Source organism: Streptomyces sp. JLBG701, assembly GCF_058544905.1.
In genome coordinates this window covers 5319478-5344558 of record NZ_CM178588.1, presented here as the reverse complement: position 1 = coordinate 5344558, position 25081 = coordinate 5319478, and the positions used below count along the sequence as shown (strand labels likewise).

Below are 25081 nucleotides of genomic sequence, written 5' to 3'. Positions count from 1 at the left end.
CTTCAGGACGTGGAGGCCAGGGCCGCGAGGATCTTGGCCTCCTTTTCGGGGGCGAGCCCGTGTTCGGCCCAGCGCGGGTGGTCCACGGGGCGGCCGTCGGCCCGCAGCCATGCCCACGTGTCCGTGATCGTGTCGGTGAGCGGTCGGCACCGTAGCCCGGCGGAGACGGCGCGGCTGGAGTCCACCGACCACACACCCGCGTGCGTACGCCACAGGGGCAGCTCGGTCCACTGCCGCACTTCATGCGCGATGAGCACCTCCGGCTCCACCCACACCGGATGCGCGTCAGTTTCCGTCACGGCGAAACAGGTGCGCAGGAAGTCGCCGAAGGTCATCCCCTCGGGGTGGGCCACGTTGTAGGCGCCGCCGGTCGTCGCGGCCGCCCGGTCCACGGCGAACGCGGCGACATCTCGTACGTCGGTCGGCTGGATGCGTCGATCGCCGGGAGCCGGCGCCAGGACCGGTCCGCCCCGGTGGGCACGGTTCAGCCACCAGGGCAGCCGCCCCACGTACTCACCGGGGCCGAGGATGACACCCGGCCGCAGGAACACCGCCCGCTCACCGAATGCCTCGGCGACCGCCCGTTCCCCGCCGGCCTTCTGGAACCCGTACTTGGTGGGCGAACCGTCCGCGCCGGTGTAGCCGAAGGACTCGTCCGCGTCCGACGGGCACTCCAGGATGTCGGATGCCTCGGTGAGGGGTTGGTGCGGCCACCCCGCGTACACCGACACGGTGGACACATGCACCCACCGGCCCGTCGCATCGCGCAATGCCCGTGCGGCCAGACGCACGTCGCGGGGCGGCAGCTCGGAACTCGACGTATCGATCACCGCGTCCCAAGGACCCGCGCCTGCCAGCCGGTTGAGGTCCGCCACGTCCGTCCGGTCCCCGCGAACCGGCCGCACTCCTGGCACGTCCCGCCCAGTCAGTCCGCGGCTGAACGCCGTCACCTCCCAGCCGCGACCAAGCGCCTCCTCGGCGATGCTCTTGCCCAGGAACCACGTCCCGCCCAACACCAGAATCCTCATTCCCAAGATCCTGCCCTCCCCGAGGCCTGGAGAGAAGGAGCCCAGATCGGCCTCCCGCTGGCCCGACCCCACGCCCCGCGCCACGGTGCCGCAACGGTGGCCAGCAACGGTCGTACCGGTCTCTTCGAGGTGCCGGGCGGACACTGCCGGTCGACCCTGCGCTGCTGTGCTGCATGAATCGGTCCCGTAGGTTGAGCTGATCTTCTCGAAAGACACGTGCCGAGCTCGGAGCACGGGCAAACTGAGAGTGTGTCAAATGAGCCTGAGTTTCCCCTAACACCCGTCGAAGATACCGACTCGTGGTCACGCTCCCCCGAGTATCAACGCTTTCGCCTCTACGGTTTTTTCGCATGGCTATTGTTCGGGATGAGTGTTCTCCTAGTCATCCTAATGGTGATTCTGTGGCTCCCCTATCGAGATGACTACTTCTACGATGTAAGCGGGCAGGTCATTGACAAGATTAGTCCGCTATTTCTTCCCGTGCTGACGTTTATCGCAGCTGGAACTTATTTGAGGGTTGCCAGAAATGGGCATCGGCAAAGGTTTGAAGATCGACGGGGTCGCCTAGACCATCAGGTGCAGATTGAGTACCGTCAAGCCGAATTGATTGCTCAAGGCGATACGCAACATGCAGAGATGTGGGCGCTCACCAATGAGCGTTTGCGTGGCTATCACGAACGCGCCTATCAGCAGGCTGACCAGAGCTTTCGGAACGCGCAGTGGGCTATTTCTGGCGGCTTCGTCATCGTGGCTAGCACGGCAGCAATCGCTGCACTGAAGAGTAGTCTGTCCACTTCGTCCAGCGTCGTCATCGGCGTTATTGGAACAGTAGGTGCAGGATTGGCCGCCTATGTCGGACGGACCTTCCTTCGCTTGCAGGAGACGACCGCTAAGCATATGAGATCCTACTTCGATCAGCCTCAGGAGACCTTCCGATACCTAGTTGCCGAGCGCTTGATCGACCGCCTGCCAGAAGATCAGCGCACTCAGGCTGTCGAGTATCTCGTCCAGGCTGTTATGCTCTCAGGCTCCTCAATCGAAGACATTCGGGCGCCGATCAGTCCGCCCGCACCAGGACAGCAGAATGACCAGCAGTCGGGTGGCGCGTCAGCTAACCAAGCTTAACTTCGATCAGTGCGCGCGATCAGCCGTTCACAGCTCAAGCAGCGGTGCTGGGAGATGTTGAGATACCAGTGTGGAAGATCGCATAGCAGAATGCGTCCTAGGCTGGTGACGTTGGAGTGGATCGTCCGGACGTACGAGCCATGGACGCCGTTCTCCTGGATCTTTTCGCACCCTAGAAAGTGAGCATTCTAGCTGGCGAGGAAAAAAACAGGAAGAAGCAGGCAGCTTCCGGAACTCTCCCTTCCTGACAAGGGAACTCTCCCTCCCGTGAAATGGAGGTTCTCGCAGTTCAGCGCCCGGAACGAGCGTTCAACCTGCGAAATGGCTCAACCTGGGACACCTCACTCTTCGACTTTTCCACTGTAGAAGTAGAAAGTCTCCCCTAGCTGCCCGTTTGTCCTGGGAAGCGGAGGTGTGCGAAAGTCTCAGCACATGCGAATGCCGCCCGGTCAGGGGCGGCATTCGTTTCCATTTCCGCGTTCGGAAGCCGTAGCCAGGAACCGACCACAGAAGGAGGCCCCATGGTCCCACGCACGGGCGTCACCGTCGACATCTGTCCGCGAGACCTACCGTTTGCCCTCATCGGCACCGCTGGTGGCGCGCTCGCCCTCTGGGTCAACGCCCCGGCCGAGATCGCCGTCCCCGTGGCGCTGCTGATCGCCCTCGACATCCGCACCCGCCGCTACTGTCGCCGCACCTGACGGCCCAGAGACGGCCCCAGCGCAGCAACGAGCCCCCTGCCTACGGGAAAACCGCAGGCAGGGGGCTCGAAAGGTGAAAGCTACCTCTTCTTCCCCTGGGTCTGGCGGGCCCGTATTTCGGGCCTGGTCGGCGGGGTATGCGCCTCAACTGACCTGTGATGGAGAGGTAGTTGATGGTCATCGTTCGTCGCTGCCGGTCGTTGTCGGAGGTCCCAGGGAGGTCCCAAGGTTGATCCGGCCAGCGGTCGTGAGTCCCCCAATATCGCTACTTTCACCGATGGTGTGGCCGGTACCCTCCGCCCCATGACCACGACTGCGCGTCAGCGCTTCACCGTTCGCGCCGGTCTCGCTGAGGCCGCAGACGACGCTCCGTACGACGGTGTCCCGGATCACCTTGGCAGACCCCTCCAAGAGTGGGTTGCCTCTGTCCTCCGCGCCAACACGGCCATCGAACAGACCACAGTGGCAGAGGCCGTGGCCTTGCGGCTGCGGGTCACAGTGCCGGCTCGCTACACCGCTGCGTATTACCTGAGCCAGTTCGTTTACGACGACCTCTTGGACGCCGTTGACGAGGTGCTGTTCGTCATGGCTCAGGCGAACCTGATGGACAGCAAGTCGCTCCTGAACCTGGAGTTCATCCTGGACCAAGGTGGGTCGGCTTACTGCGTCAACTCAGAGAAGAACGGGTTGGAGGTTCGGATCGCGCCGGCCGTTCGCGATGCAGTAAGCCACACTGTCGCTGAAGCAGCAGCCGAATCCTCTGCCGGATCGGCCTCTGAGCACTTGGCTGCCGCCTGGAAAGCCGCGTATGGCCGTCAGCCCGACCCAGTGCGCGCGTATAGCGAGTCCATCAAGGCGGTGGAATCTGCTGCGCACTCAGTGGTCCAACCCAACCACGCCAAAGCCACGCTCGGCACGATGCTCGGCGAGATCGGCAACGCGCGGGCGAAGTTCACTACTGCCCTGGATGCTCCGGCTGGAAAGGATCCGATCGCCCCCGTCGAGGCGATGATGCGCGCGCTTTGGGATGGGCAAACCTCCCGGCATGGCAAGCAAACCGTCACAGTGCCCGAGACCTTGGAAGCGGCTCGGGCAGGTGTCCACCTCGCTGCCACTCTGGTGCAGTGGTTCATCTCCGGGGCAGTGGTGCGCAATCCCTGATCAGGAGTGACACCAAACCTGCCGTAGGCCATGCCCACCGCAGGGCCTAATCAGAGTGCTTCCTCAACTTACGTCCGGGGGTTGGCACGTGCGGCGGGACCCGACGCACCGCCTCTGAGCAGGGGAGAGCCGTCGGTGACTGTCGTCGTTGGCTGCTCTCGGACGCTCCACGGACGGCCCGGCCTGCCCAGTCATTAAGGCAGCGCCAACCAGGTGTAGGCGGAGCCCGCAAGCGCGATCACGATGCTGATGTAGACCAACCATCGGGCGATGTCCCGTCCAAGATACTGAGGTGGGATCGCGTGGCTATCGTGCTCACGCCGATGTAGTCGAAGTGCGTCTACCCCTAGAGCATTGGCGAGGCGATCCTGGAGCTCTGTCACAGCGTCGACGGCTAGTGCCGCGGAGACTCGGAGCCGCGAAGCTTCCTGTTCGGCCGCTACCAAGCTACCTGCGGCCAGTAGGCCCACCACGCCCGCGAGGCCATATTGCTGAGCTTGAAATGCAACGCCGTAGGCAGCGCCCAGGATCGCGAGCCATAGGACAAGGATCTGAAGCAGAATCAGCGACCGATGTCGTCGGTTCTCGTACCAGCGCCAAGCGTGGTCCAGAGCAATGGCCAGCGTCTCTCGCTCCCCGTCGGTCATCGTCACACCATGGCAGAGCACGTCCCAGTACTACAGGCGTCTGCGGAGGGCTTTACTAACCTGCCGGGTCCGCGCCGTACCCTCTGCCGCCGTATAAGACGGATGCCTACGCCGGAATCCCTGCAACTCTCGCACGGTGACGCCGCCGGCCATGGGTGCGCGCCGCGTCGCCCCCTGGGAGCTTGAGCGCCTTGTTCGCCGTGCGCGGCGCCATGGTCGAACGCTTCCCGGTGCATGGTCGACGTGGGTGCGGGATGCGGCCTGCGGCAAGGCGAGATCCTCGGCCTGTCCGTCGAAGACATCGACTTCGATAGCGGCACCATTGACGTGGCGCAACAACTCAAACTGAGCCTGAGCAAGGCCGAGTTCGCGCCTCCGAAGGGGGGCAAGCTCCGTGACGTGCCGCTCTCGGACCCTGTGGCCTACGCGCTCAAGGAGCACATGAAGCAGTTCCCGCCTGTGGAGATCACACTCCTGTGGATGCGAGCCAGCGGCCAGGCTGCAGGTGTACGCGTACCTCATGCCGAGCAGCCGGGAACGGGCCCGTAAGGCTCTCGGGCAGGCTCTCCGGCCGCAAGGTCACACGGGCTGAGGTTCCAGGGAGGTCCCGGGCTGTGAAAATGCCCCTGAGCCGCGACGTATGCGCAGCTCAGGGGCACGATCGCAAAAAACTACTTCTTCTTGCCCTGGTTCTTGACCGCCTCAATAGCCGCCGCAGCCGCATCCGGGTCAAGGTAAGTCCCGCCAGCCTTAACCGGCTTGAAGTCCGCGTCCAGCTCATAAGCCAGCGGAATCCCCGTAGGGATGTTCAGCCCCGCGATGTCGGCGTCCGAGATGCCGTCGAGGTGCTTGACCAGGGCGCGGAGGGAGTTGCCGTGGGCCGCTACCAGGACCGTGCGGCCCGCGAGGAGGTCGGGGACGATGCCGTCGTACCAGTAGGGGAGCATGCGGACGACTACGTCCTTCAGGCACTCCGTGCGGGGGCGCAGCTCCGGGGGGATCGACGCGTAGCGCGCGTCCGCGCTCTGCGAGAACTCCGTGCCGTCCTCCAGCGCCGGCGGCGGGGTGTCGTAGGACCGGCGCCACAGCATGAACTGCTCCTCGCCGAACTCGGCGAGGGTCTGGGCCTTGTCCTTGCCCTGGAGGGCGCCGTAGTGGCGCTCGTTCAGGCGCCAGCTGCGGTGGACCGGGATCCAGTGGCGGTCCGCGGACTCCAGCGCCAGCTGGGCGGTGCGGATCGCTCGCTTCTGGAGCGAGGTGTGGACCACGTCGGGGAGGAGGTCGGCGTCCTTCAGGAGTTCGCCACCGCGGACTGCCTCCTTCTCGCCCTTCTCGTTCAGGTTGACGTCCACCCAGCCGGTGAACAGGTTCTTCGCGTTCCACTCGCTCTCGCCGTGGCGGAGGAGGATCAGCTTGTACGGTGCGTCGGCCATGCGTATGAGCGTAATCCAAGCCTTTGGTCGTGTGTGCGTCTGCCCGGCAGCCGGACGGTTGACCAGATCTGTTAATTGAGTGGCCTGCGGCGATGCGGCCTCCGTAAGTTGTGCTCACCACCTGAGCCGCTTACATCGCGAGCAATCGCGAAACACCCGTGGGGGTCCATCGATGTCATCCGCCTCCCTGAGACGCGCCCTGCGCGAAACCGTCTCCGGGCTCCCCCGCGAGTTCTGGTGGCTGTGGACCAGCACCCTCGTCAACCGACTCGGCGCCTTCGTCGCCACGTTCATGGTGCTGTATCTGACCCTCGACCGCGGCTACTCCGCCTCGTACGCCGGTCTCGTCGCCGCCCTCCACGGCCTCGGCGGAGTTGTGTCGTCCATCGGCGCCGGCGTCATGACCGACCGGCTCGGGCGGCGGCCCACCCTCCTCATCGCGCAGTGCTCCACCGCCGCCTCCGTCGCGCTGCTCGGGTTCATGCACCACCCCGTCGCCATCGCCGCCGTCGCGTTCCTCGTCGGGATGACGTCCAACGCCTCCCGGCCCGCCGTGCAGGCGATGATGGCCGACATCGTCCGGCCCGAGGACCGCGTTCGCGCCTTCTCCCTCAACTACTGGGCCATCAACCTCGGCTTCGCCGTCTCCTCCATGGCCGCCGGTTTCATCGCCGAGTTCAGTTATCTCGCCGGGTTCCTGATCGAGGCCGGCATGACCCTCGCCTGTGCCGTCGTCGTCTTCCTGAAGCTGCCCGAGTCCCGGCCCGAGCGCACGCCCGCCGAGAAGGCGAAGGACGAGGTCGGTCTCGGGACCGTGTTGCGCGACGGGCGCTTCATGGGCGTCGTCGGGCTGTCCTTCCTCGTCGCCCTCGTCTTCCAGCAGGGCTCGGTCGGCCTGCCCGTCGCGATGGGCCAGGCCGGATTCACGCCCGCCGACTACGGCATGGCGATCGCCGTCAACGGCGTGCTCATCGTCGCCCTCCAGATCCCCGTCACCCGCCTCATCCAGCACCGGGACCCGAAGCGGCTGCTCGTCGTCTCCTCGCTCCTCGCGGGATACGGCTTCGGCCTCACCGCCTTCGCCGGCTCCGTCGGGGTCTTCGCCCTCACGGTCTGCGTCTGGACCCTCGCCGAGATCGTCAACGCGCCCACCCAGACCGGTCTCGTCGTCCGCCTCTCACCCGTCCACGGCCGCGGCCGCTACCAGGGCATGTACACCCTGTCCTGGTCAGTGGCCGCCCTGATCGCCCCCCTCATGGCCGGCTACGTCATCGACCACTACGGCGCCGACTGGCTCTGGGGGACCTGCGCGGCGGTCGGCACGGCCGCGGCCATCGGCTACGGCGCCCTGATGCGCCGGCTCCCCGCCGAACAGCCGGAGTCGGAGTCGGATCCGGATTCGGTACGTCCCCTGGGGGCCGCCCCCGAGACCAGCGCGGCCTGAGGGGACGTAGCCCCCAAAAAGAGTGCCTCAGATCGACAGCGGCACCGGATGGATCTCGTCGGCCTTGTGTCCCGTGCGCTCGTGAATGCGCTGGACCGCCTCCGCCGAGGGGGCCGAGGAGAGGCAGTAGACGGTCCCCGACTTCGGGTCCGCCCACGCCCTCTCGAAGTGCACGCCCTCGTCCTTCTCCACGGCGAGGTCGGCGTCGTGGGCTTCCTTCAACTGGTCGGCGGTGATGCCCACCATGTTGTGGTGTACGTCCATGAACTGAGCCATGGCCTCGCACCTCCTTTCGCGGACATTCGCGGATACTCCCCGCCCGCTTTCCCCACCTTCCATGCTGCGCCCGTACGGCCATCCGGGCGACCCGCACGCGGAAGGGCCCCGGCGCTGGAATCCGCCGGGGCCCTTCTCCGTCGTACGTCTATGTCCTCTACGCCCTCAACCGCACTGGCACGGATTGCCGGACTGGCACCCGCACCCGCACCCCGAGCCGCAGCCGCACGCGGCGACGAGCTGGAGGCTCCTGATCTCGGCGGGCTGCTCGGTCTGGCGTTCCTGCGTGGGGTCGGGTGTCGTGCCGGGGGTGCTGGGGGATTCGGCCATGGTCCCTCCTTGAAGGCACTCGAAGGCAAAGGGTGCTGCCTTGCCCATTCCATGCCCGTTCCGCCTGCCGTGACAACGGCGCACGGCCCGGCGCATGGAGGTTTCCGGCACGCCCCCGCCTCCTCAGCCCCGACTCATGCGGCCCCCAGGCCCCCAGGCCCCCAGGACCCTCAGGCCCCTTCGACCCCCGCCACCGGCGGGATGCTCTCCGCCTGGAGTTCGTCCGCGTGCTCGCCCGTGACCAGGTACACGACACGCTTGGCGACCGACACGGCGTGGTCGGCGAAGCGCTCGTAGTAGCGGCCAAGCAGCGTCACGTCGACGGCCGTCTCGATGCCGTGCTTCCAGCGGTCGTCGATCAGGTGCTGGAAGAGGGTGCGGTGCAGCAGGTCCATCTCGTCGTCGTCCGTCTCCAGCTGCATCGCCAGATCGACGTCCTTGGTGATGATGACCTCGGCCGCCTTCGCCATCAGGCGCTGCGCGAGCTGGCCCATCTCCAGGATCGTGGCGTGCAGGTCGTGCGGGACCGCGCGCTCGGGGAAGCGGAGGCGGGCCAGCTTCGCCACGTGCTGGGCGAGGTCGCCGGAGCGCTCCAGGTCGGCCGACATCCGCAGTGACGTCACGACGATCCTGAGGTCCGTCGCCACCGGCTGCTGGCGTGCCAGGAGAGCTATGGCCCGCGCCTCCAGGTCGTGCTGAAGGTCGTCGACCTTCTTGTCGCCCTCGATCACGCTTTCGGCCAGCTTCAGGTCGGAGTCGAGGATCGCCGTGGTGGCGCGACCGATCGCCGACCCGACGAGCCGGGCCATCTCGACCAGGCCGTCGCCGATCGAGTCCAGTTCCTCGTGGTACGCGTCCCGCATCAGGGGTCCCTCTCTAACGTCCGTCTTACGTCCGTCGGCCCGGTTCGGGGGCCTTGGCCATATCGTCACACGGGTTCGGTGAACCCCACGCTTATACGTTCCGGCCGCTACGAGTCCGTTTCTTCCACCGCAAATGAACCAATACTGGCTCCAAGGTGAATTCTGGGCGACGAGTGTTCGAGGTCGCACTCCGATGGCTGTGGCCAGGACGTATCGCATGCCTAACCTGTTTGCATGGACGTGAACGCGGCGGTCGCCGCAGCGGCAGCGATCGCCGGGGTACTTACCGGCGTCATCGCCATGCTGGCGTTTCGCTGGAGCGAGCGCGACCAGAAGCGACCGACCAGAACATCCCTGCACACCGATCCCGTACTGCCGCCGGGCGTCGACACGGTCCTCTCCGTGCTGCGCTCCTCGGCCGTCGTCCTCGACGAGGCCGACGCCGTCGTCAAGGCCAGCTCCGCGGCATACGCCCTCGGACTGGTGCGCGGCGGCCGGCTCTCCGTCGACCCGATGCTCAAGATGGCCCGGGACACCAGACGCGACGGCGAGATACGCCAGGTCGAGCTGGACCTGCCCCGACGGGGCACCGGCCGGGGCGAGGCCCTGGCCGTTTCCGCGCGCGTGGCGCCCCTCGGCTCCCGGCTCGTCCTCCTCCTCGTCGAGGACCTCACCGAGGCCCGGCGTATCGAGGCGGTACGGCGCGACTTCGTCGCGAACGTGAGCCACGAGCTGAAGACGCCCGTGGGCGCGCTCTCCCTCCTGTCCGAGGCCGTCATGGACGCCTCCGACGACCCGGAGGCCGTGGAGCGCTTCGCCGGGCGCATGCAGATCGAGGCCACCCGGCTCACCAATCTGGTGCAGGAACTCATCGATCTGTCGAGGGTGCAGAACGACGATCCACTCGAAGACGCGGAGCCCGTGCGCGTGGACGAGCTCGTCGCCGAGGCCATCGACCGCTGCCGCCACCAGGCCGGCACCAAGCAGATCACCATGGCCGCGGGCGGCACCGCCGACCTGCACGTGTGGGGGAACAGAGGGCAGCTCGCCGCTGCCCTCGGCAATCTCGTCGAGAACGCCGTGAACTACTCCCCGGCCCGCACCCGCGTCGGCATAGCCGCCCGCCGGGTGAACGCAACCGGCGGCGACAACATCGAGATCGCCGTGACCGACCAGGGCATCGGCATCTCCGAAAAGGACAAGGAGCGCGTCTTCGAGCGCTTCTACCGCGTCGATCCCGCCCGCTCCCGTGCCACAGGCGGTACGGGCCTCGGGCTGGCTATCGTCAAACACGTGGCCGCCTCGCACGGCGGGGAGGTCACGGTGTGGAGCTCTGAGGGACAGGGCTCCACCTTCACTCTGCGACTGCCGGAGGCGGGGGCTGCCCGCGACCGTGCACAGCAGCACCCCGACCTCGACGACGAGGCCGGTCAGCCCAGCGAGTCAGCCCCATTCGAACCGCTCACCGCCCCGGAGGTCCTTCCGTGACCCGAGTGCTCGTCGTCGAGGACGAGGAGTCCTTCTCCGACGCTCTGTCATACATGCTCCGCAAGGAGGGCTTCGAGGTCGCCATCGCGACCACCGGGCCCGACGGACTCGACGAGTTCGAGCGCAACGGCGCCGACCTCGTCCTTCTCGACCTGATGCTGCCCGGTCTGCCGGGCACCGAGGTCTGCCGCCAGCTGCGCGGCCGCTCGAATGTCCCGGTGATCATGGTCACCGCCAAGGACAGCGAAATCGACAAGGTCGTGGGCCTGGAAATAGGAGCCGATGACTACGTCACCAAGCCCTTCTCGTCCCGCGAACTGGTCGCCCGTATCCGGGCCGTCCTGCGCCGCCGCGGCGAGCCCGAGGAGGTCACCCCGGCCGCGCTGGAGGCCGGACCGGTCCGTATGGACGTGGACCGCCATGTGGTCACCGTCTCCGGCTCCAAGGTCGACCTGCCTCTCAAGGAGTTCGACCTGCTGGAAATGCTGCTGCGCAACGCGGGCCGCGTTCTGACCCGTATGCAGCTCATCGACCGCGTCTGGGGTGCCGACTACGTCGGCGACACCAAGACCCTGGACGTCCACGTCAAGCGCCTGCGCGCCAAGATCGAGCCGGACCCGGGCGCGCCCAGGTACCTGGTGACGGTACGAGGCCTCGGCTACAAGTTCGAGCCGTAAACCGCAGGGATCGAAGAGTTCGTACGAGAAGAGTTCGTACGTACGTCGAAGGGCGGGACCTCCGGAAGAGAGGTCCCGCCCTTCGACGTATTCGTACGACTGCTCAGTTGCCGGCGGCCGACTCCGTGGCCGTCGCCGTCGCCGAGGCGGACTCGCTCGCGGAGTCGCTGGGCGAGGCGGACGTGCTCTCGCCGGGCGTCTCCGCCGCGGTCGGGGTGGCTTCCGCGGTTGTCGGCACCTCGCTCGGGCCCCAGCCCTTGAAGTAGTTGTCGGCCGGGACGACGAACGCGCGCAGGCTCACGGGGCCGGTCGAGCTGAAGGTGAAGGTGATCTTCTGGGCGTTGCCGTCCTGGATGGCCTCGCGGCTGCTGGCCAGCACGGCGGAGGCGTTGTTCGCGCCGCCGAGGACGACCGAGCCGCCCGCGGGGATGGTCAGCTTGCCCTTGCCCTTGGCGGGCGAGATCTCGGCGGTGCTGCCGCTGTCGTCCACGGTGACCGAGTCCAGGGTCTGGGCGGTCGTGCCGTTGTTGAACAGGGTCGCGGAGATCACGGCCGGGCCGGTCGCCTCCTCGATGGGCTGGGTGATGACCACGGCGTTCTGGATCTTGATGTCGCCGACGGTCGTGGCGGCGTTGTCCGGCTTGATCTCCAGCGTCTGGCTGTTGTTGCCGGCACCGCACGCGGCGAGCGAGGCGATCGAGAACGCGATGGCGGTGGCGGCAAGGGAGCCGCGTCGAAGGCTGCTGCTCACGGCGGCGGCAACTCCTTGAACGTGGGCGGAGCAGAGCGGCTCGGTCTTATAAAGCCGCCCTAAGTGTCTGTCAGCGGGCTTAGGTTACCGAGCCGTTCCCGCACCGCCGCACCCGACCCTCCCCCCAGGGCCTCGGCTTCGCTCTGCAGGCGGTAGCCCCGGCCCGCACAAGTGACTCTCCAGTCACTTTGGACGCGTACTCGTCTGCCATTCACATAAGTCCCGCTGACAACTGCCCGACAAGGGTCGGCAAATTTTCCGTGAAGGAATGCGTGGCCGCTCCGGCGAATTGATCACCGGCACCCGTGATCAATTCCGGATTCGTCTCGTACCCGACTCCCGCCACCGAACGGCGTAGTGGAAGTCGAGAGCTTGAACCAGACATATGTGGACGTTAGTCCACTTGGAGGGGCCTCCGGATGTGTGTAACGTGCGGGTTTCACCTCCCCCGAAGAGCCGCTCCGACCTGCGAATACCCTCTTCCGCTCGCCTCTCGCAGCACGTTCCTGTTGCAGTTGTCAAGCCCCGAGATATGCCCTGACCTGCGAAAACGCCATTCAGAAGCGGCCGTTTCCGTGTTACCCTGGATAGCCACGGAAGGGGTACCTGTCACATGACGTTCAAGGTTGGCGACACCGTGGTCTATCCCCATCACGGGGCCGCGCTGATCGAGGCTATCGAAACTCGCCAGATCAAAGGCGTGGACAAGACCTACTTGGTGCTGAAGGTCGCCCAGGGTGACCTGACGGTACGTGTGCCAGCGGACAATGCGGAGTTCGTCGGCGTGCGTGATGTGGTCGGTCAGGACGGGCTGGACCGGGTCTTCGAGGTGCTGCGCGCTCCGTACGCCGAGGAGCCCACGAACTGGTCGCGTCGATACAAGGCAAATCTGGAGAAGCTCGCATCCGGCGATGTCATCAAGGTCGCGGAAGTCGTGCGTGACCTGTGGCGTCGTGAGCGCGAGCGCGGACTCTCCGCAGGTGAGAAGCGCATGCTCGCCAAGGCTCGCCAGATCCTGGTGAGCGAGCTCGCCCTCGCGGAGAACACGAACGAGGACAAGGCCGAGGCCCTGCTCGACGAGGTTCTCGCGTCCTGAGGCAGGCAACCAACCCGCTCTCAGCACACTGAAATGCCGCGGTGCCCGATGACGTATCCAATGTCGCCGGGCGCTGCGGCATGTTCGTACCCGGATGTGCCCTAACCCTGCTGTGCCCCTACTTTGGTGAGCCGGGGCAGCAGGCTTGACCAGTGTCACGGAAGGGTCCGGTCAAGGCGTCGCGCCCGGCATCACGCTGTGGCCATACCCACGTAGCCCGAGCACACAAACCTGACAGGAACCGATGTCTGACGATTCGCGCCCTTCGCCCGTGCAGGCACGTACTGCCGCGGTGATTCCGGCCGCCGGCCGGGGCGTACGCCTCGGTCCGGGCGCCCCCAAAGCGCTGCGCACGCTCAACGGCACGCCGATGCTCATCCACGCCGTGCGCGCCATGGCCGCGTCCCGTGCCGTCTCGCTGGTGATCGTCGTCGCTCCGCCCGACGGGGCGTCCGAGGTCAAGTCGCTGCTCGACGCGCACGCGCTGCCCGAGCGGACGGACTTCCTCGTCGTCCCGGGCGGGGAGTCGCGTCAGGAGTCGGTGAAGCTGGGGCTGGACGCTCTCCCTCCTGACTACGACATCGTGCTCGTGCATGACGCCGCGCGGCCGCTCGTGCCCGTGGACACCGTCGATGCCGTGATCGAGGCGGTACGGGAGGGGGCTCCCGCCGTGGTGCCCGCGCTGCCGCTTGCGGACACCGTCAAGGAGGTGCGGCCGGCCGCGGTGGTGGGGGAGCCGGAGCCGGTTGTCGCCACGCCGGAGCGGGCGGTGCTGCGGGCTGTGCAGACGCCGCAGGGGTTTGAGCGGGCGATGCTGGTGCGGGCGCACGAGAGCGTGACGGAGAACGTCACGGATGATGCGAGCATGGTCGAGCAGTTGGGGGAGACGGTTGTGGTCGTGCCTGGCCACGAAGAGGCCTTCAAGGTGACCCGGCCGCTGGATCTTGTGCTGGCGGAGGCGGTTCTGGCGCGTAGGAGGCTCAACGATGGCTTCTGAGCTGCCGCTGGTGCTGCCCCAGGTGGGGATCGGTACCGACATTCACGCCTTCGAGGAAGGGCGTGAGCTGTGGTGTGCCGGGCTGAAGTGGGAGGGCGAGGGGGCTGGGCTTGCCGGGCACTCCGACGCGGACGTCGTCGCGCATGCCGCGTGCAACGCGTTGTTCTCTGCCGCCGGGCTTGGGGATCTCGGGCAGCACTTCGGTACCGGGCGGCCGGAGTGGTCGGGGGCGTCTGGGGTCGCGCTGTTGACGGAGGCCGCGCGGATTGTGCGGGAGGCGGGGTTCGTGATCGGGAATGTCGCCGTGCAGGTTGTCGGGCCGCGGCCGAAGATCGGGAAGCGGCGGGACGAGGCGCAGAAGGTGCTTTCGGAGGCGGTTGGGGCTCCGGTGTCTGTTTCGGGGGCTACGACGGATGGGCTGGGGTTTCCTGGGCGGGGGGAAGGGCTGATGGCTGTGGCCACGGCGCTTGTCGTTCGTACGGGGTGATTTCGCCCTCGCCGCCCCTTCCCGTCCCTGGGGGCTGTGCCCCCAGACCCCCCTTCGGCCCGAAGGGCCTCGTCCTCAAACGCCGGACGGGCTGGAGTTACCTGGGCCGGCGTTGAAAGCCAACGCCCGACGGGCTGAAGTATGGCGAGCGGGACTGGGCACTCCGCCTCGCCCACTACCCTGTAGTGGTGACCATTCGCCTGTACGACACCAGCGCCCGGCAGATTCGTGACTTCGCCCCGCTCATGCCGGGTTGTGTCTCGATCTACCTGTGTGGTGCCACCGTGCAGGCCGCACCGCACATCGGGCACATCCGGTCGGGGCTGAACTTCGACATCATGCGCCGTTGGTTCGAGTACCGCGGCTTCGATGTCACGTTCATTCGCAACGTCACGGACATCGACGACAAGATCATCGCCAAGTCGCATGACCAGGGCCGGCCCTGGTGGTCCATCGGGTACGAGAACGAGCGGGCGTTCAACGACGGCTACCAGGCCCTCGGTTGCCTCCCGCCGACGTACGAGCCGCGGGCCACCGGGCATGTCCCCGAGATGATCGAGATGATGCGTGGGCTCATCGAGCGCGGCCACGCCTACGAGGCCGACGGCAGCGTCTACTTCGACGTGCGTTCCTACCCGGGCTATCTGTCGCTGTCCAACCAGGACATCGACGACCTGCGTCAGCCCGCCGAGGAAGGCATCACCGGCAAGCGCGACCCCCGTGACTTCGCGATGTGGAAGGCGACCAAGCCGGGCGAGCCCGACTGGGAGACGCCGTGGGGGCGTGGGCGTCCCGGGTGGCATCTTGAGTGCTCCGCCATGGCCCACAAGTACCTGGGGCCCGCCTTCGATATTCATGGCGGCGGGCTTGATCTGATCTTCCCGCACCACGAGAACGAGATCGCCCAGGCCAAGGCATACGGCGACGACTTCGCGCAGTACTGGGTGCACAACGCCTGGGTCACCATGAGCGGCGAGAAGATGTCGAAGTCGCTCGGCAACAGCGTTCTCGTCTCCGAGATGGTCAAGCAGTGGCGGCCCATCGTCCTGCGCTACTACCTCGGTACCCCGCACTACCGCTCGATGATCGAGTACAGCGAGGAGTCCTTGCGCGAGGCCGAGTCGGCGTTCGCGCGGATCGAGGGCTTCGTGCAGCGGGTGGTGGAGAAGGCCGGGGGCGTTGTCGAGCCGACTGCCGAGGTGCCGCCCGCCTTCGCCGAGGCCATGGACGACGACCTCGGTGTGCCGCAGGCGCTCGCCGTCGTACACACCACCGTCCGGCAGGGGAACTCCGCCCTCGCCGCCGACGACAAGGAAGCCGCCGTGGCCCGCCTCGCCGAGGTGCGTGCCATGCTCGGCGTCCTCGGCCTGGACCCCCTCGACCCGCACTGGGCCGGTGAGACCGACCGGGGCGAGGACCTGCACGGCGTCGTCGACAGTCTCGTACGACTGGTCCTCGACCAGCGCGAGTCCGCCCGGGGCCGTAAGGACTGGGGCACCGCCGACGCCATCCGCGATCAGCTCAACCAGTCCGGTCTCGTCATCGAGGACGGCCCCCAGGGGCCGCGCTGGACGCTCGGCCCGCGCTAGATCACCGTTCCTTGAGCGATTTTCCTTGATCGATTGTGCCGTCCGGCTCTCCGGGCGGCACACTTCATAGACGTACGTCCTCGTTCGTAGCACCGCATCACACAGACAGGTAGGTCATGGCAGCCAACAACCGCCGCATGTCCGGCAAGAAGGGCGCGCAGGTCGGCAGTGGCGGCCAGCGGCGCAAGGGTCTGGAGGGCAGGGGCCCGACTCCGCCCGCCGAGATGCGCAAGAAGCACAAGGCGAACCGCATCGCGAACGCCAAGGCGAAGCAGGCCGCGCGCCGCCCCGTGGCGCGTGGGCGCGGTGGCAAGGGCACGTCCGAGATGGTCGTCGGGCGCAACCCCGTCGTCGAGGCGCTGCGCGAGGGCGTGCCCGCGGTCACGCTCTACGTCCAGCAGTTCATCGACAACGACGAGCGGGTGCGGGAGGCTCTGCAGCTCGCCGCTGAGCGCGGCGGCATCCACCTCATGGAGGCGCCGCGCCCCGAGCTGGACCGTATGACCAACGGGCTCAACCATCAGGGGCTCGTCCTCCAGGTTCCGCCCTACGAGTACGCCCACCCCGAGGACCTCGCCGCCGCCGCTTACGACCACGGCGAGGACCCGCTGATCGTCGCCCTCGACGGCGTGACCGACCCCCGCAACCTCGGCGCCGTCGTCCGGTCCGTCTCCGCCTTCGGCGGGCACGGGGTGGTGGTGCCCGAGCGGCGCGCCGCCGGCATGACCGCGGGTGCCTGGAAGACGTCCGCCGGCACCGCCGCCCGCACGCCGGTCGCCCGCTGCACCAACCTCACCCGCGCCCTGGAGGCCTACAAGAAGGCCGGCATCACCGTCGTCGGCCTCGCCGCCGACGGAGAGGCCGAGGTCGGCGAGCTGGAGGCTCTGAGCGGCCCCGTCGTCATCGTCGTCGGGAGCGAGGGCAAGGGATTGTCCCGACTCGTCGGGGAGACCTGCGACTTCCGGGTGCGGATTCCGATGCCGGGTGGCGCCGAGTCGCTGAATGCCGGTGTGGCCGCGGGAGTTGTGTTGTATGAGGCGGCCAGGCGTCGAGCTTGAGGTCGGTGGGCAGAAGCAGGCGGAGCCCGACGGGCGGCGTCCGGCGCAGCGGCTCGAAGCCCGCGCAGCGGTGTGAGAGGCGCGTGGGGGAGGGGCCTGCGACTTCCGGGTGCGGATTCCGATGCCGGGTGGTGCGGAGTCGCTGAATGCCGGTGTGGCCGCGGGAGTTGTGTTGTACGAGGCGGCTCGTAAGCGCGCTGAACGCGCGTGCGCATCGTCGTCCGTACGGGGTAATCCCGGCGTTCGGGATGATCTTGACGCGGTCCGGACACATCCGGCGAGTCAAAGCAGTGTCCTAATCACACGTCACTCGGTTAGATGAGTGTGGACACCAGAACACCCCGCACACCCACGGGGGACAACTCGTCGGGATTCGACGACGCTCCCGCGCTGAGCATGGTGAAGGTGCCGAGCGATCCGGCGCAGATCATCGTCAATCATGCGAGCTTCCGCGTGCAGTTGGGCACCTCGACCCGGCGAGCCCAATCGCCGCGGGTCGCACGGAACTTGAGCGCCGCCGAGGACACCGCCCGCATGCCCGCCGTCGGCACCGGCGGTGCCCGGCGCCGCGCGCCGGTCGTCTGGAGCGGGAAGTCCGCGCCCGACGACACCGGCGCCCACCGCCTCCTCCAGGCCGTGCGGGGCGGCAGCGTCCGGCACGGCGAGGAGCAGGCCGCCGACGCCGGAGCGACGCAGGTCATCCAGCGTATCGGCGACGGCGGTTACGACGGCGGTTACAACGACGACCTCGCCGCGCAGACCCTCGAAACCCCCATCGTCGGCGCCCAGCGCACCCACGACTCCGGCGACCGACTGCTCCCGCACATGCGGTCCGTCGGCAGCACGTACGACGAACCCGCCTACGCGGACGAGGAGTTCGCGGACGACTACGACGACGCGACGGACAGCGGATCCTCCCCCTCCCGACGGCACGGCAGCGACCCCGTACGGCACGCCTATTACCCGGGCCGCCGCATGAACCTCGGCGTCGTCCTGCTCCCGCTGCGCATCTTCCTCGGCTTCATCTCCATCTACGCGGGCATGGGCAAGCTCTGTGACCCCGTCTACTTCGACGGCGGCAAACGCGGCTCCATGACGAAGTGGCTCAACACCCTGCACCCCTGGGAAGTCGCCGAGCCACTACGGCAGTTCGCGCTCCAGCACCCCGTCGGCGCCGGCCTCGTCATCGCCTTCCTCCAGGTCATCGTGGGCGTCCTCACGATCCTGGGGCTGTGGCAGCGGGTCGCCGCGGTCGTCGGTGCGCTGCTCTCCGCCGCGCTCCTGGTCACCGTCAGCTGGAAGAGCGTCCCCGTCTACGACGCCCCCGACATCATCTACCTCGCCGCCTGGTCCCCGCTGATCATCGCCGGCGCCCCCGTCTACTCCATCGACGGACGGCTCGCGGGCAGCGCCTGGCGCACCCTCGGCCCACGCACCGACATCTGGGAACTGCGCCGCTACGTCCTGCGCCGCGGCGCCCTCGTCACGGCGATCGTCGTCGGACTCACCCTGCTCATCGGCTCGTTGCTCGGCGGTGCCGTCCGCGACTCCGACCGCGTGATCGTGCCCGGACCCGGCGAGGCCCCGCGCAACGAACTGCCCGGCTCCCCGCTCCCGGAGACCCCCGGCAAGCGCCAGAGCAAGAGCCCCGCGGCATCCAACTCACCCACCCAGGGCGCGACTTCGGCCACTCCGTCCGGCGCGGCGACCACCCCCGGCGCCACCCGTGACGCCGCCCCCAGTCAGACCCAGGGCACCGCGGGCCAGGCCCCGCCGCAACAGTCCTCCCCGGCCGGCCAGGCCCCGAGCACCAGCTCGGGCCCGACCTCCGGCGGCGGCACGAGCGGTGGCGGCACGAGCGGCGGCGGCAGCGGCACCCCGAGCGGCGGCAGCGGAGGATCCTCCTCCGGCGAGCCGGGACTTGTGGGCGGCCTGTTGGGGTAGCCGAGCCGGTGGACAGCATCCTGGGCAAGCCCGCCGGCTGAGCAAACGCCCGTAGGAAGAAGACAGACGAGGGGTCCCGCACAGGTGATGTGCGGGACCCTTTCGGCGTTACGGCGCCTGCAGTGCTTTTAGGGACGCGGGGAACTGCGCGACCAGCCACAGTCAACCGGCACTTGAACGGACGGCCCTAACGCCCCAGTGCCGCCAATTCCTTCGCGGCCTCGGTCAGATCCTTCGCCGTGTCGATAGCCCGCCAGTACGCCCCCTGAGGCAGCGGGAACCCCGCCAGACGCCGCTCACGGGCCAGGTGAGGGAACGTGGTGCGTTCGTGGTCCCCCCGCTCCGGGAGCATCTCGGCGAACTCGGGGGAGAAGACGTAGACCCCCGCATTGATCTCGTACGTCGTCTGCGGGGACTCGATGAAGTCCGTGATGTGGCCGAAGCCGTCCGTCTTGACGGCGCCCCACGGGATGCGCGGCCGGGCCAGGGCGAGCGTCGCTATCGCGTCGCGCTCGGTGTGGAAGTCCGCCATCTCGCGCAGCGAGAAACGGGTCCAGATGTCGCCGTTGGTGGCGTACCAGGGCCGGTCCGGGTGGGGGAGGTGGGCGGCGGCGTACTTGAGGCCGCCACCGCGGCCCAGGGGCTCCGTCTCGACGACCGTCGTGACGTTCAGCGGCAGGTCGGCCGACTCCAGCCACTTCTGCAGGACCTCGGCGAGATGGCCGCAGCTGACCACCACGTCCGTGACGCCTTCATCGGCGAGCCAGGCGAGCTGGTGGCCGATGATCGGCGTCCCCGTGCCGGGGATCTCGACCATCGGCTTGGGCCGGTCGTCGGTGTAGGGGCGCAGCCGGGAGCCCTGGCCCCCGGCCAGGACGACAGCTTGAACGGGGCGGGACGCGGCGTTCGGATCGGTCATGACCGAACTGTACGACGCGTCCCGCGTGCCGCTTTGGGCCGCAACCGTTCCGTAATCAGACGATCAGCTGTGCGCGGCCGCCACTCCCGACGCGAAGGCCGTGTCGCAGACGGGGCGGGCGAACGACTGGGCGCGTGAGGGGCCGTAGACCCGGACCGCGGCGCGGCCGAGGGCGCGGGCGATGTCCACGCAGTGCTTGGCGAGGGACGGGCGGCCGTTCACGACCTGCTGGAGGTGGGTGAGCGCGATGCCTGGGTCCTTCTCCTGGAGCTCGGTCAGGAGCTGGTCGCGCAGCACGTCCTGGGGCGTGCGGGAGGCTGCACGGGCGGGGATCTCGGCCACGGAGACGTCGGTCGCCGTGAGCACCGAGTCCGAGGGGTTCCCCGACCAGTTGACTTGGGTGACCGCGAGGGTCCCGGAGAGCACCAGGACGACCGGCAGGACGAGGGCGAGGGAGCGACCGATCCGGCGGGCGGGGCCCCGGCCGCGGCGCGTCTGTTGGTTAGTGGAGTGCTTCACGCGAGTGAGGGTAGCGTCCGGTAATGATTTGGCGACATTTAGTCACCGGTATGGGGGATGGATTGGTGCCTCGAATTGGGTAAGGCGTTGACGCACACTGCTCGAAATGACCGGTCTGCCGGGGTATTTGTCGACAACGAGGAAGGGCCCCTCAGTAGCCTGCGGGGCCCTTCCCGTGGTGGTTCTTCGCGACTCTCGTCAGTCGGTGAGGCGCTCGCCCGTGGAGGTCGAGAACACGTGGATCTCGCCCGGACGCGGCACGACGTGGAGCGTGGAGCCCTTCTCCGGAACCGAGCGGCCGCTGACACGTACGACCAGGTCCTTCAGGTCGTCGCCGACCTTGGCGCTGCCGTAGACGTAGCCGTCGGCGCCGAGCTCCTCGACGACGTTCACGGAGACGGCGAGACCGGCCGGGGCGTCCTCGGTGTCCTTGGTGAGGGAGCTCGCGGCGCCGCCGTTGTGCTCGACGATGTCGAAGTGCTCGGGGCGGACACCGACGGTGACCGTGGTGTCACCCTTGTCGGAGGCGGCCTTGAGGGCCTCGCGGTTGACGGGGACGACGCTGTTGCCGAACTTCACGCCGCCGTCGGTGATCGGGACCTCGACCAGGTTCATGGCCGGGGAGCCGATGAAGCCGGCCACGAAGAGGTTCGCGGGGCGGTCGTACATGTTGCGGGGGCTGTCCACCTGCTGGAGCAGACCGTCCTTGAGTACGGCCACCCGGTCGCCCATCGTCATGGCCTCGACCTGGTCGTGGGTGACGTAGACGGTGGTGATGCCGAGGCGGCGCTGGAGCGACGCGATCTGCGTACGGGTGGAGACGCGGAGCTTGGCGTCGAGGTTCGACAGCGGCTCGTCCATGAGGAAGACCTGGGGCTCACGCACGATGGCACGGCCCATGGCGACACGCTGGCGCTGACCGCCGGAGAGCGCCTTCGGCTTGCGGGCGAGGTAGTCCGTGAGGTCCAGGATCTTCGCCGCGTCCTCCACCTTCTGGCGGATCTCGGCCTTGTTGACGCCGGCGATCTTGAGCGCGAAGCCCATGTTGTCGGCGACGGTCATGTGCGGGTACAGCGCGTAGTTCTGGAACACCATCGCGATGTCCCGGTCCTTGGGCGGCAGGTGCGTGACGTCGCGGTCACCGATGCGGATGGCGCCGGCGTTCACGTCCTCAAGCCCCGCGAGCATGCGGAGCGAGGTGGACTTGCCGCAGCCGGACGGACCGACGAGGACGAGGAACTCGCCGTCCCCGACCTCGATCTCCAGACCATCGACGGCGGGCTTCTCGGTGCCCGGGTAGATCCGGGTCGCCTTGTCGAACGTAACAGTGGCCATGGTGAGGGCCCCCTTCTACCGGCAGGAACGTGCCGGACGATCCGTTGTAGGAAGGTGGTGTAGTCCAAACGGGTGGACTGGCTCAGGACGCTACCTCGCGTTTGCCTGGTCTGTCAGTACCTGGACGACTGTGAACTTCGCGGAAATTTTCGACAGGGCGCCACGGGGACCTGGGTACACTGCACGAGGCCACCCGCCACGCGCGCGTGTCCATGCCTCCTTAGCTCAGTCCGGCCAGAGCAACGCACTTGTAATGCGTAGGTCGTCGGTTCGAATCCGACAGGGGGCTCAAACAGCATGGATAACCGGCGCCGCAAGGGCGGTGATCCTCGGTGACGCCTCCCGGCAGCGCTTGTGTCCACCGTCAGCGTGGCGGTGTAGGTGACACTCATGCGGACGCAGAACCTCCATGAAGATGATCTCGGAAGGGCCACCTTCATGGAGGTTCTGCGTCTCTGTGTTGCACCGCAGCGGGTTCGGCGTTTCACCAGCCGCCCGCCCCGCTGATCATTCAGCGTCGACGCGGTACGTGACGGCACCGCTTCGGTGTCCGGGGATCGTCGGGCCGCCCGCAGGCTGCGTACCCTCTTCCGCCTGCTGCGGCCAGGGGGCGCGGGTGGCGGAAGAGGCGTCCACAGGTGCCACGAAGCGGCGTCAATCCTCCAGCGGTACGCCGTTCACGACCAGCGCGACGTCGATGTTGCCGCGGGTGGCGTTGGAGTAGGGACAGATCCGGTGTGCTTCGCGCACCAGGTTTGCGGCCTGTTCGGCTTCGTCGATCGATGGCAGGGTGATGTCGAGTTCGACGCCGAGCTTGAACCGCCCGTTCTCGATCGGAATGAGCATGACCTTCGCGTCGATCGCGGTGTCCTGCGCATCAAGGTTCTTGCGTGACCCCACCAGGGTCAACGCCGCTTCGAAACAGGCGGCGTAGCCGATCGCGAAGAGCTGCTCGGGGTTGGTCGCGCCGCCTTCGCCGCCGAGTTCCTTGGGTAGCCGGATGTCCACGTCGAGCTCGCCGTCCGCTGTGCGCCCGTGTCCGTGCGCGCGGCCACCGGTCACGCGCGCCTCGGCTGTGTACAGCACTTTCGCCACGTCATACTCCTGTCATTTTCTTGACGAGAACGTTGCACTTCAAAAACCTGATGGTGAACGCACGGCTCCCAGCAGCTTCGAGGATGACGATCGCTTCGAGAATGACGATCGATGGGGGGTCGCCTCTTCAAAGCCGCGTCTCGCGTGCGATGGGAGAGAGGGCCTGAACGCTCAGCTCGTGTTCGCGACGTTCCACGTGATCCCGTGTGGGGCGAGGAAGTCGAGGAAGTCGGCGCAGTCGTAGGCCTGGGCGGGTGTGAGCACTCCGCCGGTGGCGCCGTCGTCGATGAGCCGGCGCACCCCCTCGACGGCGATCACGGCGGTGATCCCGTAGATGTCGGCACCCTGTATCACGCCCCTTGCCTGCCGCCCGTCTTCGCCTAGGGCCTCGGCGACGATGGTGAAGGTCGCGGCGGGACGCCGGTCCTTCGATGGTCCCTCTGGCAGGCCGTTGACGAACGTGTCGAGTTCGTCTGCCGGGGACTGCAGGAGAGCGGACATTTCCGGTGTGAACGCGGCCGCGTCGATGATGACCTCGACGCGGCGTGCGCGTACGTGGCGGGGAACGCTGATGATCTCGGCGCCGGGCCACCTCAGTGTTGCCGACTCCTCGAAGTCGCCGGGGTAGGCGAACGATGTGCGCTTGGCCGGGATGCCGCCCGCAGCCCAGTCGCCGTCCTCGTAGACGAGGTCGCCGCTTTTGATCATCTCGACCGCCGAGCGGATGGTGCCGCGCGTCATGTCGAACTCGCCCACGCGGTAGGCGATGGTGAGCTCTTCGACCGGTCCGATGCGCTCACCGGTGAGGTGCGCGATCATGTCGCCGGGGAGGATGTCGTAGCCCATGGCCGGGATGACGCTCACCCTGGCGCGCTTGGCGTCCTCGGCGCATGTGTCGAAGATGCGCTGCAGGAAGAGTTGTTCGGCTGATGTGTCGACGTAGTGGCAGCCGGCGGTGATGGCCGCGCGTACGACCGGTTCGCCCGCCGAAATGAAGGGTCCGGCGCAGTTGATGACCGCGTCGCAGTCGTGCAATGCCTCGACGAGCGCGGACTCGTTGTTGGTGTCAGCAAGCCGTATCTCGGCGTCGGTGGCGCCGGCCTCGGCGGCGGCGTCTCGCAGCCGGGTGGCGCTGCGACCGGACAGCACCATGTCAATGCCCCTGCGCCGCAGCTCGGCGATCACGAGCTTTCCGGTGTAGCCAGTTGCTCCGTAGACGGCGATTTTCACGCAAAACTCCCGGCTGGTGGTGGTTGGTTGCTGCGAACCTAATACGTACGATCGTACGTGTCAATGCGGTCGTTCGTATTCAAGTTATGGTGGGCGCATGCCTACCTATCGCCCTGGAGATGAGCGTCGCCGCGCTGTCCTGGAGCGCGCCATGAACCTGGCGTCGGTCGAGGGCCTGGAGGGAATTTCGCTGGGCGGGCTGGCGACCGCTCTGGGCATGAGCAAAAGCGGGGTGCAGGGCCTGTTCGGCACCAAGCAGGACCTGCAACTGGAGATCGTCGCCGCCGCGACGGAGGTCTTCGCGCAACGAGTGCTGCGCGAGGCCGAGCGCGCCGACGATGGGCTGCCCCGCCTGCGCGCCCTGCTCGACGCGTGGATCGATTACCTCGACACCTTCGAAGGCGGCTGTTTCTTCCTCGCGGTCGCGGCCGAGTTCGACGGCCGCACAGGGCCGGTCCGCGACGCGATCGCCGATGTGGCGGCGACCGGATACGAGACCCTGCGCAAGCAGATCCGGCTCGCCTGCCGCCTCGGCGAACTCGACCCCGACATCGACGTCGAGCAACTCATCTTCGAGTTGCACGGCACGGTGCTGCAGGCCAACTACGCCCGCAGACTCCTCAACCAGCCAGACGCCTACGACCGCGCGCGCCGCGCGATCCGCGAGCGACTCGACCGCTCCAGGACCGCTCAGAGATAGGTGCCGGTCGTCGGCTTGGTACCTTCACCAATCCGGAGGGGCCTTCCCTCGACTCCGGAGGGGTCTTCCCTCGACAACGTCGGCTGCCCGCACGCCGAGGCTGCCCCGAATGTCTACAGGCGGCCCGTTACCGCGCATACCCAGCTCAAGGACCTCGACCATCTCGCCGGGAGTGGCGGTGCGGCGTC

Annotated in this window: 25 protein-coding genes, 1 tRNA gene and 1 pseudogene; 15 read left to right on the top strand and 12 right to left on the bottom strand. The window is 67.5% G+C overall.

Annotated features, from left to right (window positions below; genetic code table 11):
* Positions 1-2: 2 nt before the first annotated feature.
* Positions 3-1028, bottom strand: a complete 1026-nt coding sequence (locus tag AC5DRG_RS24455) for an NAD-dependent epimerase/dehydratase family protein (RefSeq protein ID WP_491812769.1) — start codon at positions 1026-1028, stop codon at positions 3-5.
* A gap of 249 nt (positions 1029-1277) precedes the next feature.
* On the opposite strand from AC5DRG_RS24455, the gene AC5DRG_RS24450 reads away from it, so the two are divergent.
* The 3 genes from AC5DRG_RS24450 (at position 1278) to AC5DRG_RS24440 (ending at position 4015) form a co-directional block, all read left to right on the top strand.
* Positions 1278-2153 carry a TRADD-N-associated membrane domain-containing protein gene (locus tag AC5DRG_RS24450; protein ID WP_491812768.1) on the top strand — a complete coding sequence of 292 codons (876 nt, stop codon included), beginning with the start codon at positions 1278-1280 and terminating at the stop codon, positions 2151-2153.
* Between the two features lie 521 nt (positions 2154-2674).
* The gene (locus AC5DRG_RS24445; RefSeq protein WP_491812767.1) at positions 2675-2854 is read left to right on the top strand and encodes a hypothetical protein; all 180 of its coding nucleotides are present in this window, start codon (positions 2675-2677) and stop codon (positions 2852-2854) included.
* 303 nt (positions 2855-3157) lie between these two features.
* On the top strand, positions 3158-4015 hold the full coding sequence (locus AC5DRG_RS24440) for a hypothetical protein (RefSeq protein ID WP_491812766.1): 858 nt from the start codon (positions 3158-3160) through the stop codon (positions 4013-4015).
* A gap of 194 nt (positions 4016-4209) precedes the next feature.
* Here the strand turns inward: AC5DRG_RS24440 and AC5DRG_RS24435 are convergent, their stop codons facing one another.
* A complete protein-coding gene (locus tag AC5DRG_RS24435) occupies positions 4210-4662 on the bottom strand; it encodes a hypothetical protein (protein ID WP_491812765.1) in 453 nt (150 codons plus the stop codon).
* A gap of 67 nt (positions 4663-4729) precedes the next feature.
* Here AC5DRG_RS24435 and AC5DRG_RS24430 point away from each other — a divergent pair.
* Positions 4730-5254, top strand: a pseudogene (locus AC5DRG_RS24430) (tyrosine-type recombinase/integrase); the annotation flags it as partial.
* 79 nt (positions 5255-5333) lie between these two features.
* Here the strand turns inward: AC5DRG_RS24430 and AC5DRG_RS24425 are convergent.
* Positions 5334-6095 carry a phosphoglyceromutase gene (locus AC5DRG_RS24425; RefSeq protein WP_491812764.1) on the bottom strand — a complete coding sequence of 254 codons (762 nt, stop codon included), beginning with the start codon at positions 6093-6095 and terminating at the stop codon, positions 5334-5336.
* Between the two features lie 172 nt (positions 6096-6267).
* Here AC5DRG_RS24425 and AC5DRG_RS24420 point away from each other — a divergent pair, with 172 nt between their 5' ends.
* Positions 6268-7539: an MDR family MFS transporter gene (locus tag AC5DRG_RS24420; RefSeq protein ID WP_491812763.1), complete on the top strand. Its 1272-nt coding sequence runs from the start codon at positions 6268-6270 to the stop codon at positions 7537-7539.
* Positions 7540-7566: 27 nt separating this feature from the next.
* Here AC5DRG_RS24420 and AC5DRG_RS24415 read toward each other — a convergent pair whose 3' ends face one another.
* From AC5DRG_RS24415 to phoU, 3 genes are all read right to left on the bottom strand, one after another.
* Complete coding sequence (locus AC5DRG_RS24415; RefSeq protein WP_491812762.1) at positions 7567-7815, bottom strand: SCO4226 family nickel-binding protein; 249 nt, start codon at positions 7813-7815, stop codon at positions 7567-7569.
* Between the two features lie 165 nt (positions 7816-7980).
* Positions 7981-8145: a hypothetical protein gene (locus AC5DRG_RS24410; RefSeq protein WP_491812761.1), complete on the bottom strand. Its 165-nt coding sequence runs from the start codon at positions 8143-8145 to the stop codon at positions 7981-7983.
* Positions 8146-8315: 170 nt separating this feature from the next.
* Positions 8316-9008: a phosphate signaling complex protein PhoU gene (gene phoU, locus AC5DRG_RS24405; RefSeq protein WP_491812760.1), complete on the bottom strand. Its 693-nt coding sequence runs from the start codon at positions 9006-9008 to the stop codon at positions 8316-8318.
* Between the two features lie 234 nt (positions 9009-9242).
* On the opposite strand from phoU, the gene phoR reads away from it, so the two are divergent.
* Positions 9243-10496, top strand: a complete 1254-nt coding sequence (gene phoR, locus AC5DRG_RS24400; RefSeq protein ID WP_491812759.1) for a two-component system sensor histidine kinase PhoR — start codon at positions 9243-9245, stop codon at positions 10494-10496.
* Positions 10497-10501: 5 nt separating this feature from the next.
* Positions 10502-11173, top strand: coding sequence for a two-component system response regulator PhoP (gene phoP, locus AC5DRG_RS24395; RefSeq protein WP_010985401.1), 672 nt, complete (start codon positions 10502-10504; stop codon positions 11171-11173).
* Positions 11174-11276: 103 nt separating this feature from the next.
* On the opposite strand, the gene AC5DRG_RS24390 is transcribed toward phoP, so the two are convergent.
* Positions 11277-11924 carry a copper chaperone PCu(A)C domain-containing protein gene (locus tag AC5DRG_RS24390; RefSeq protein ID WP_491812758.1) on the bottom strand — a complete coding sequence of 216 codons (648 nt, stop codon included), beginning with the start codon at positions 11922-11924 and terminating at the stop codon, positions 11277-11279.
* A gap of 613 nt (positions 11925-12537) precedes the next feature.
* On the opposite strand from AC5DRG_RS24390, the gene AC5DRG_RS24385 reads away from it, so the two are divergent.
* The 6 genes from AC5DRG_RS24385 (at position 12538) to AC5DRG_RS24360 (ending at position 19095) form a co-directional block, all read left to right on the top strand.
* Complete coding sequence (locus AC5DRG_RS24385) at positions 12538-13020, top strand: CarD family transcriptional regulator (RefSeq protein WP_003953493.1); 483 nt, start codon at positions 12538-12540, stop codon at positions 13018-13020.
* Positions 13021-13264: 244 nt separating this feature from the next.
* The gene (gene ispD / locus AC5DRG_RS24380; protein ID WP_491812757.1) at positions 13265-14017 is read left to right on the top strand and encodes a 2-C-methyl-D-erythritol 4-phosphate cytidylyltransferase; all 753 of its coding nucleotides are present in this window, start codon (positions 13265-13267) and stop codon (positions 14015-14017) included.
* Positions 14007-14504: a 2-C-methyl-D-erythritol 2,4-cyclodiphosphate synthase gene (ispF, locus tag AC5DRG_RS24375; RefSeq protein WP_491812756.1), complete on the top strand. Its 498-nt coding sequence runs from the start codon at positions 14007-14009 to the stop codon at positions 14502-14504. Before ispD ends, ispF begins: the two co-directional genes overlap by 11 nt.
* Before the next feature lie 188 nt (positions 14505-14692).
* On the top strand, positions 14693-16093 hold the full coding sequence (gene cysS / locus AC5DRG_RS24370; protein WP_491812755.1) for a cysteine--tRNA ligase: 1401 nt from the start codon (positions 14693-14695) through the stop codon (positions 16091-16093).
* Between the two features lie 116 nt (positions 16094-16209).
* Complete coding sequence (gene rlmB / locus AC5DRG_RS24365; RefSeq protein ID WP_491812754.1) at positions 16210-17151, top strand: 23S rRNA (guanosine(2251)-2'-O)-methyltransferase RlmB; 942 nt, start codon at positions 16210-16212, stop codon at positions 17149-17151.
* A 318-nt stretch (positions 17152-17469) separates the two neighbouring features.
* On the top strand, positions 17470-19095 hold the full coding sequence (locus AC5DRG_RS24360; protein ID WP_491812753.1) for a DoxX family protein: 1626 nt from the start codon (positions 17470-17472) through the stop codon (positions 19093-19095).
* Between the two features lie 187 nt (positions 19096-19282).
* Here AC5DRG_RS24360 and AC5DRG_RS24355 read toward each other — a convergent pair whose 3' ends face one another.
* The 3 genes from AC5DRG_RS24355 to AC5DRG_RS24345 form a co-directional block, all read right to left on the bottom strand.
* Positions 19283-20014, bottom strand: a complete 732-nt coding sequence (locus tag AC5DRG_RS24355) for a nucleotidyltransferase family protein (protein WP_491812752.1) — start codon at positions 20012-20014, stop codon at positions 19283-19285.
* A 63-nt stretch (positions 20015-20077) separates the two neighbouring features.
* Positions 20078-20533: a hypothetical protein gene (locus AC5DRG_RS24350; protein WP_491812751.1), complete on the bottom strand. Its 456-nt coding sequence runs from the start codon at positions 20531-20533 to the stop codon at positions 20078-20080.
* 198 nt (positions 20534-20731) lie between these two features.
* On the bottom strand, positions 20732-21868 hold the full coding sequence (locus AC5DRG_RS24345; protein ID WP_491812750.1) for an ABC transporter ATP-binding protein: 1137 nt from the start codon (positions 21866-21868) through the stop codon (positions 20732-20734).
* Between the two features lie 214 nt (positions 21869-22082).
* Here AC5DRG_RS24345 and AC5DRG_RS24340 point away from each other — a divergent pair.
* Positions 22083-22157 (top strand) — tRNA-Thr (locus AC5DRG_RS24340).
* A gap of 365 nt (positions 22158-22522) precedes the next feature.
* Here the strand turns inward: AC5DRG_RS24340 and AC5DRG_RS24335 are convergent.
* Together AC5DRG_RS24335 and AC5DRG_RS24330 are read right to left on the bottom strand one after the other, a co-directional pair.
* Positions 22523-22963 carry an organic hydroperoxide resistance protein gene (locus tag AC5DRG_RS24335; RefSeq protein WP_491812749.1) on the bottom strand — a complete coding sequence of 147 codons (441 nt, stop codon included), beginning with the start codon at positions 22961-22963 and terminating at the stop codon, positions 22523-22525.
* 171 nt (positions 22964-23134) lie between these two features.
* Positions 23135-24193, bottom strand: coding sequence for a saccharopine dehydrogenase family protein (locus tag AC5DRG_RS24330; protein WP_491812748.1), 1059 nt, complete (start codon positions 24191-24193; stop codon positions 23135-23137).
* A gap of 97 nt (positions 24194-24290) precedes the next feature.
* On the opposite strand from AC5DRG_RS24330, the gene AC5DRG_RS24325 reads away from it, so the two are divergent.
* Positions 24291-24893 (top strand): TetR/AcrR family transcriptional regulator, encoded by a 603-nt coding sequence (locus tag AC5DRG_RS24325; RefSeq protein ID WP_491812747.1) that lies wholly within the window; start codon positions 24291-24293, stop codon positions 24891-24893.
* Positions 24894-25081 lie beyond the last annotated feature (188 nt).

Bases quoted from the DNA above. Each gene is read 5' to 3' on its own strand.
- AC5DRG_RS24455 (WP_491812769.1), bottom strand. From the start codon at position 1,028: ATGAGGATTCTGGTGTTGGGCGGGACGTGGTTCCTGGGCAAGAGCATC.
- ispF (WP_491812756.1), top strand. From the start codon at position 14,007: ATGGCTTCTGAGCTGCCGCTGGTGCTGCCCCAGGTGGGGATCGGTACC.
- AC5DRG_RS24360 (WP_491812753.1), top strand. From the start codon at position 17,470: ATGAGTGTGGACACCAGAACACCCCGCACACCCACGGGGGACAACTCG.
- rlmB (WP_491812754.1), top strand. From the start codon at position 16,210: ATGGCAGCCAACAACCGCCGCATGTCCGGCAAGAAGGGCGCGCAGGTC.
- AC5DRG_RS24410 (WP_491812761.1), bottom strand. From the start codon at position 8,145: ATGGCCGAATCCCCCAGCACCCCCGGCACGACACCCGACCCCACGCAG.
- AC5DRG_RS24445 (WP_491812767.1), top strand. From the start codon at position 2,675: ATGGTCCCACGCACGGGCGTCACCGTCGACATCTGTCCGCGAGACCTA.
- AC5DRG_RS24435 (WP_491812765.1), bottom strand. From the start codon at position 4,662: ATGACCGACGGGGAGCGAGAGACGCTGGCCATTGCTCTGGACCACGCT.
- AC5DRG_RS24440 (WP_491812766.1), top strand. From the start codon at position 3,158: ATGACCACGACTGCGCGTCAGCGCTTCACCGTTCGCGCCGGTCTCGCT.
- ispD (WP_491812757.1), top strand. From the start codon at position 13,265: ATGTCTGACGATTCGCGCCCTTCGCCCGTGCAGGCACGTACTGCCGCG.
- AC5DRG_RS24325 (WP_491812747.1), top strand. From the start codon at position 24,291: ATGCCTACCTATCGCCCTGGAGATGAGCGTCGCCGCGCTGTCCTGGAG.
- AC5DRG_RS24420 (WP_491812763.1), top strand. From the start codon at position 6,268: ATGTCATCCGCCTCCCTGAGACGCGCCCTGCGCGAAACCGTCTCCGGG.
- AC5DRG_RS24345 (WP_491812750.1), bottom strand. From the start codon at position 21,868: ATGGCCACTGTTACGTTCGACAAGGCGACCCGGATCTACCCGGGCACC.
- AC5DRG_RS24415 (WP_491812762.1), bottom strand. From the start codon at position 7,815: ATGGCTCAGTTCATGGACGTACACCACAACATGGTGGGCATCACCGCC.
- phoU (WP_491812760.1), bottom strand. From the start codon at position 9,008: ATGCGGGACGCGTACCACGAGGAACTGGACTCGATCGGCGACGGCCTG.
- AC5DRG_RS24425 (WP_491812764.1), bottom strand. From the start codon at position 6,095: ATGGCCGACGCACCGTACAAGCTGATCCTCCTCCGCCACGGCGAGAGC.
- AC5DRG_RS24355 (WP_491812752.1), bottom strand. From the start codon at position 20,014: ATGACCGATCCGAACGCCGCGTCCCGCCCCGTTCAAGCTGTCGTCCTG.
- AC5DRG_RS24385 (WP_003953493.1), top strand. From the start codon at position 12,538: ATGACGTTCAAGGTTGGCGACACCGTGGTCTATCCCCATCACGGGGCC.
- phoR (WP_491812759.1), top strand. From the start codon at position 9,243: ATGGACGTGAACGCGGCGGTCGCCGCAGCGGCAGCGATCGCCGGGGTA.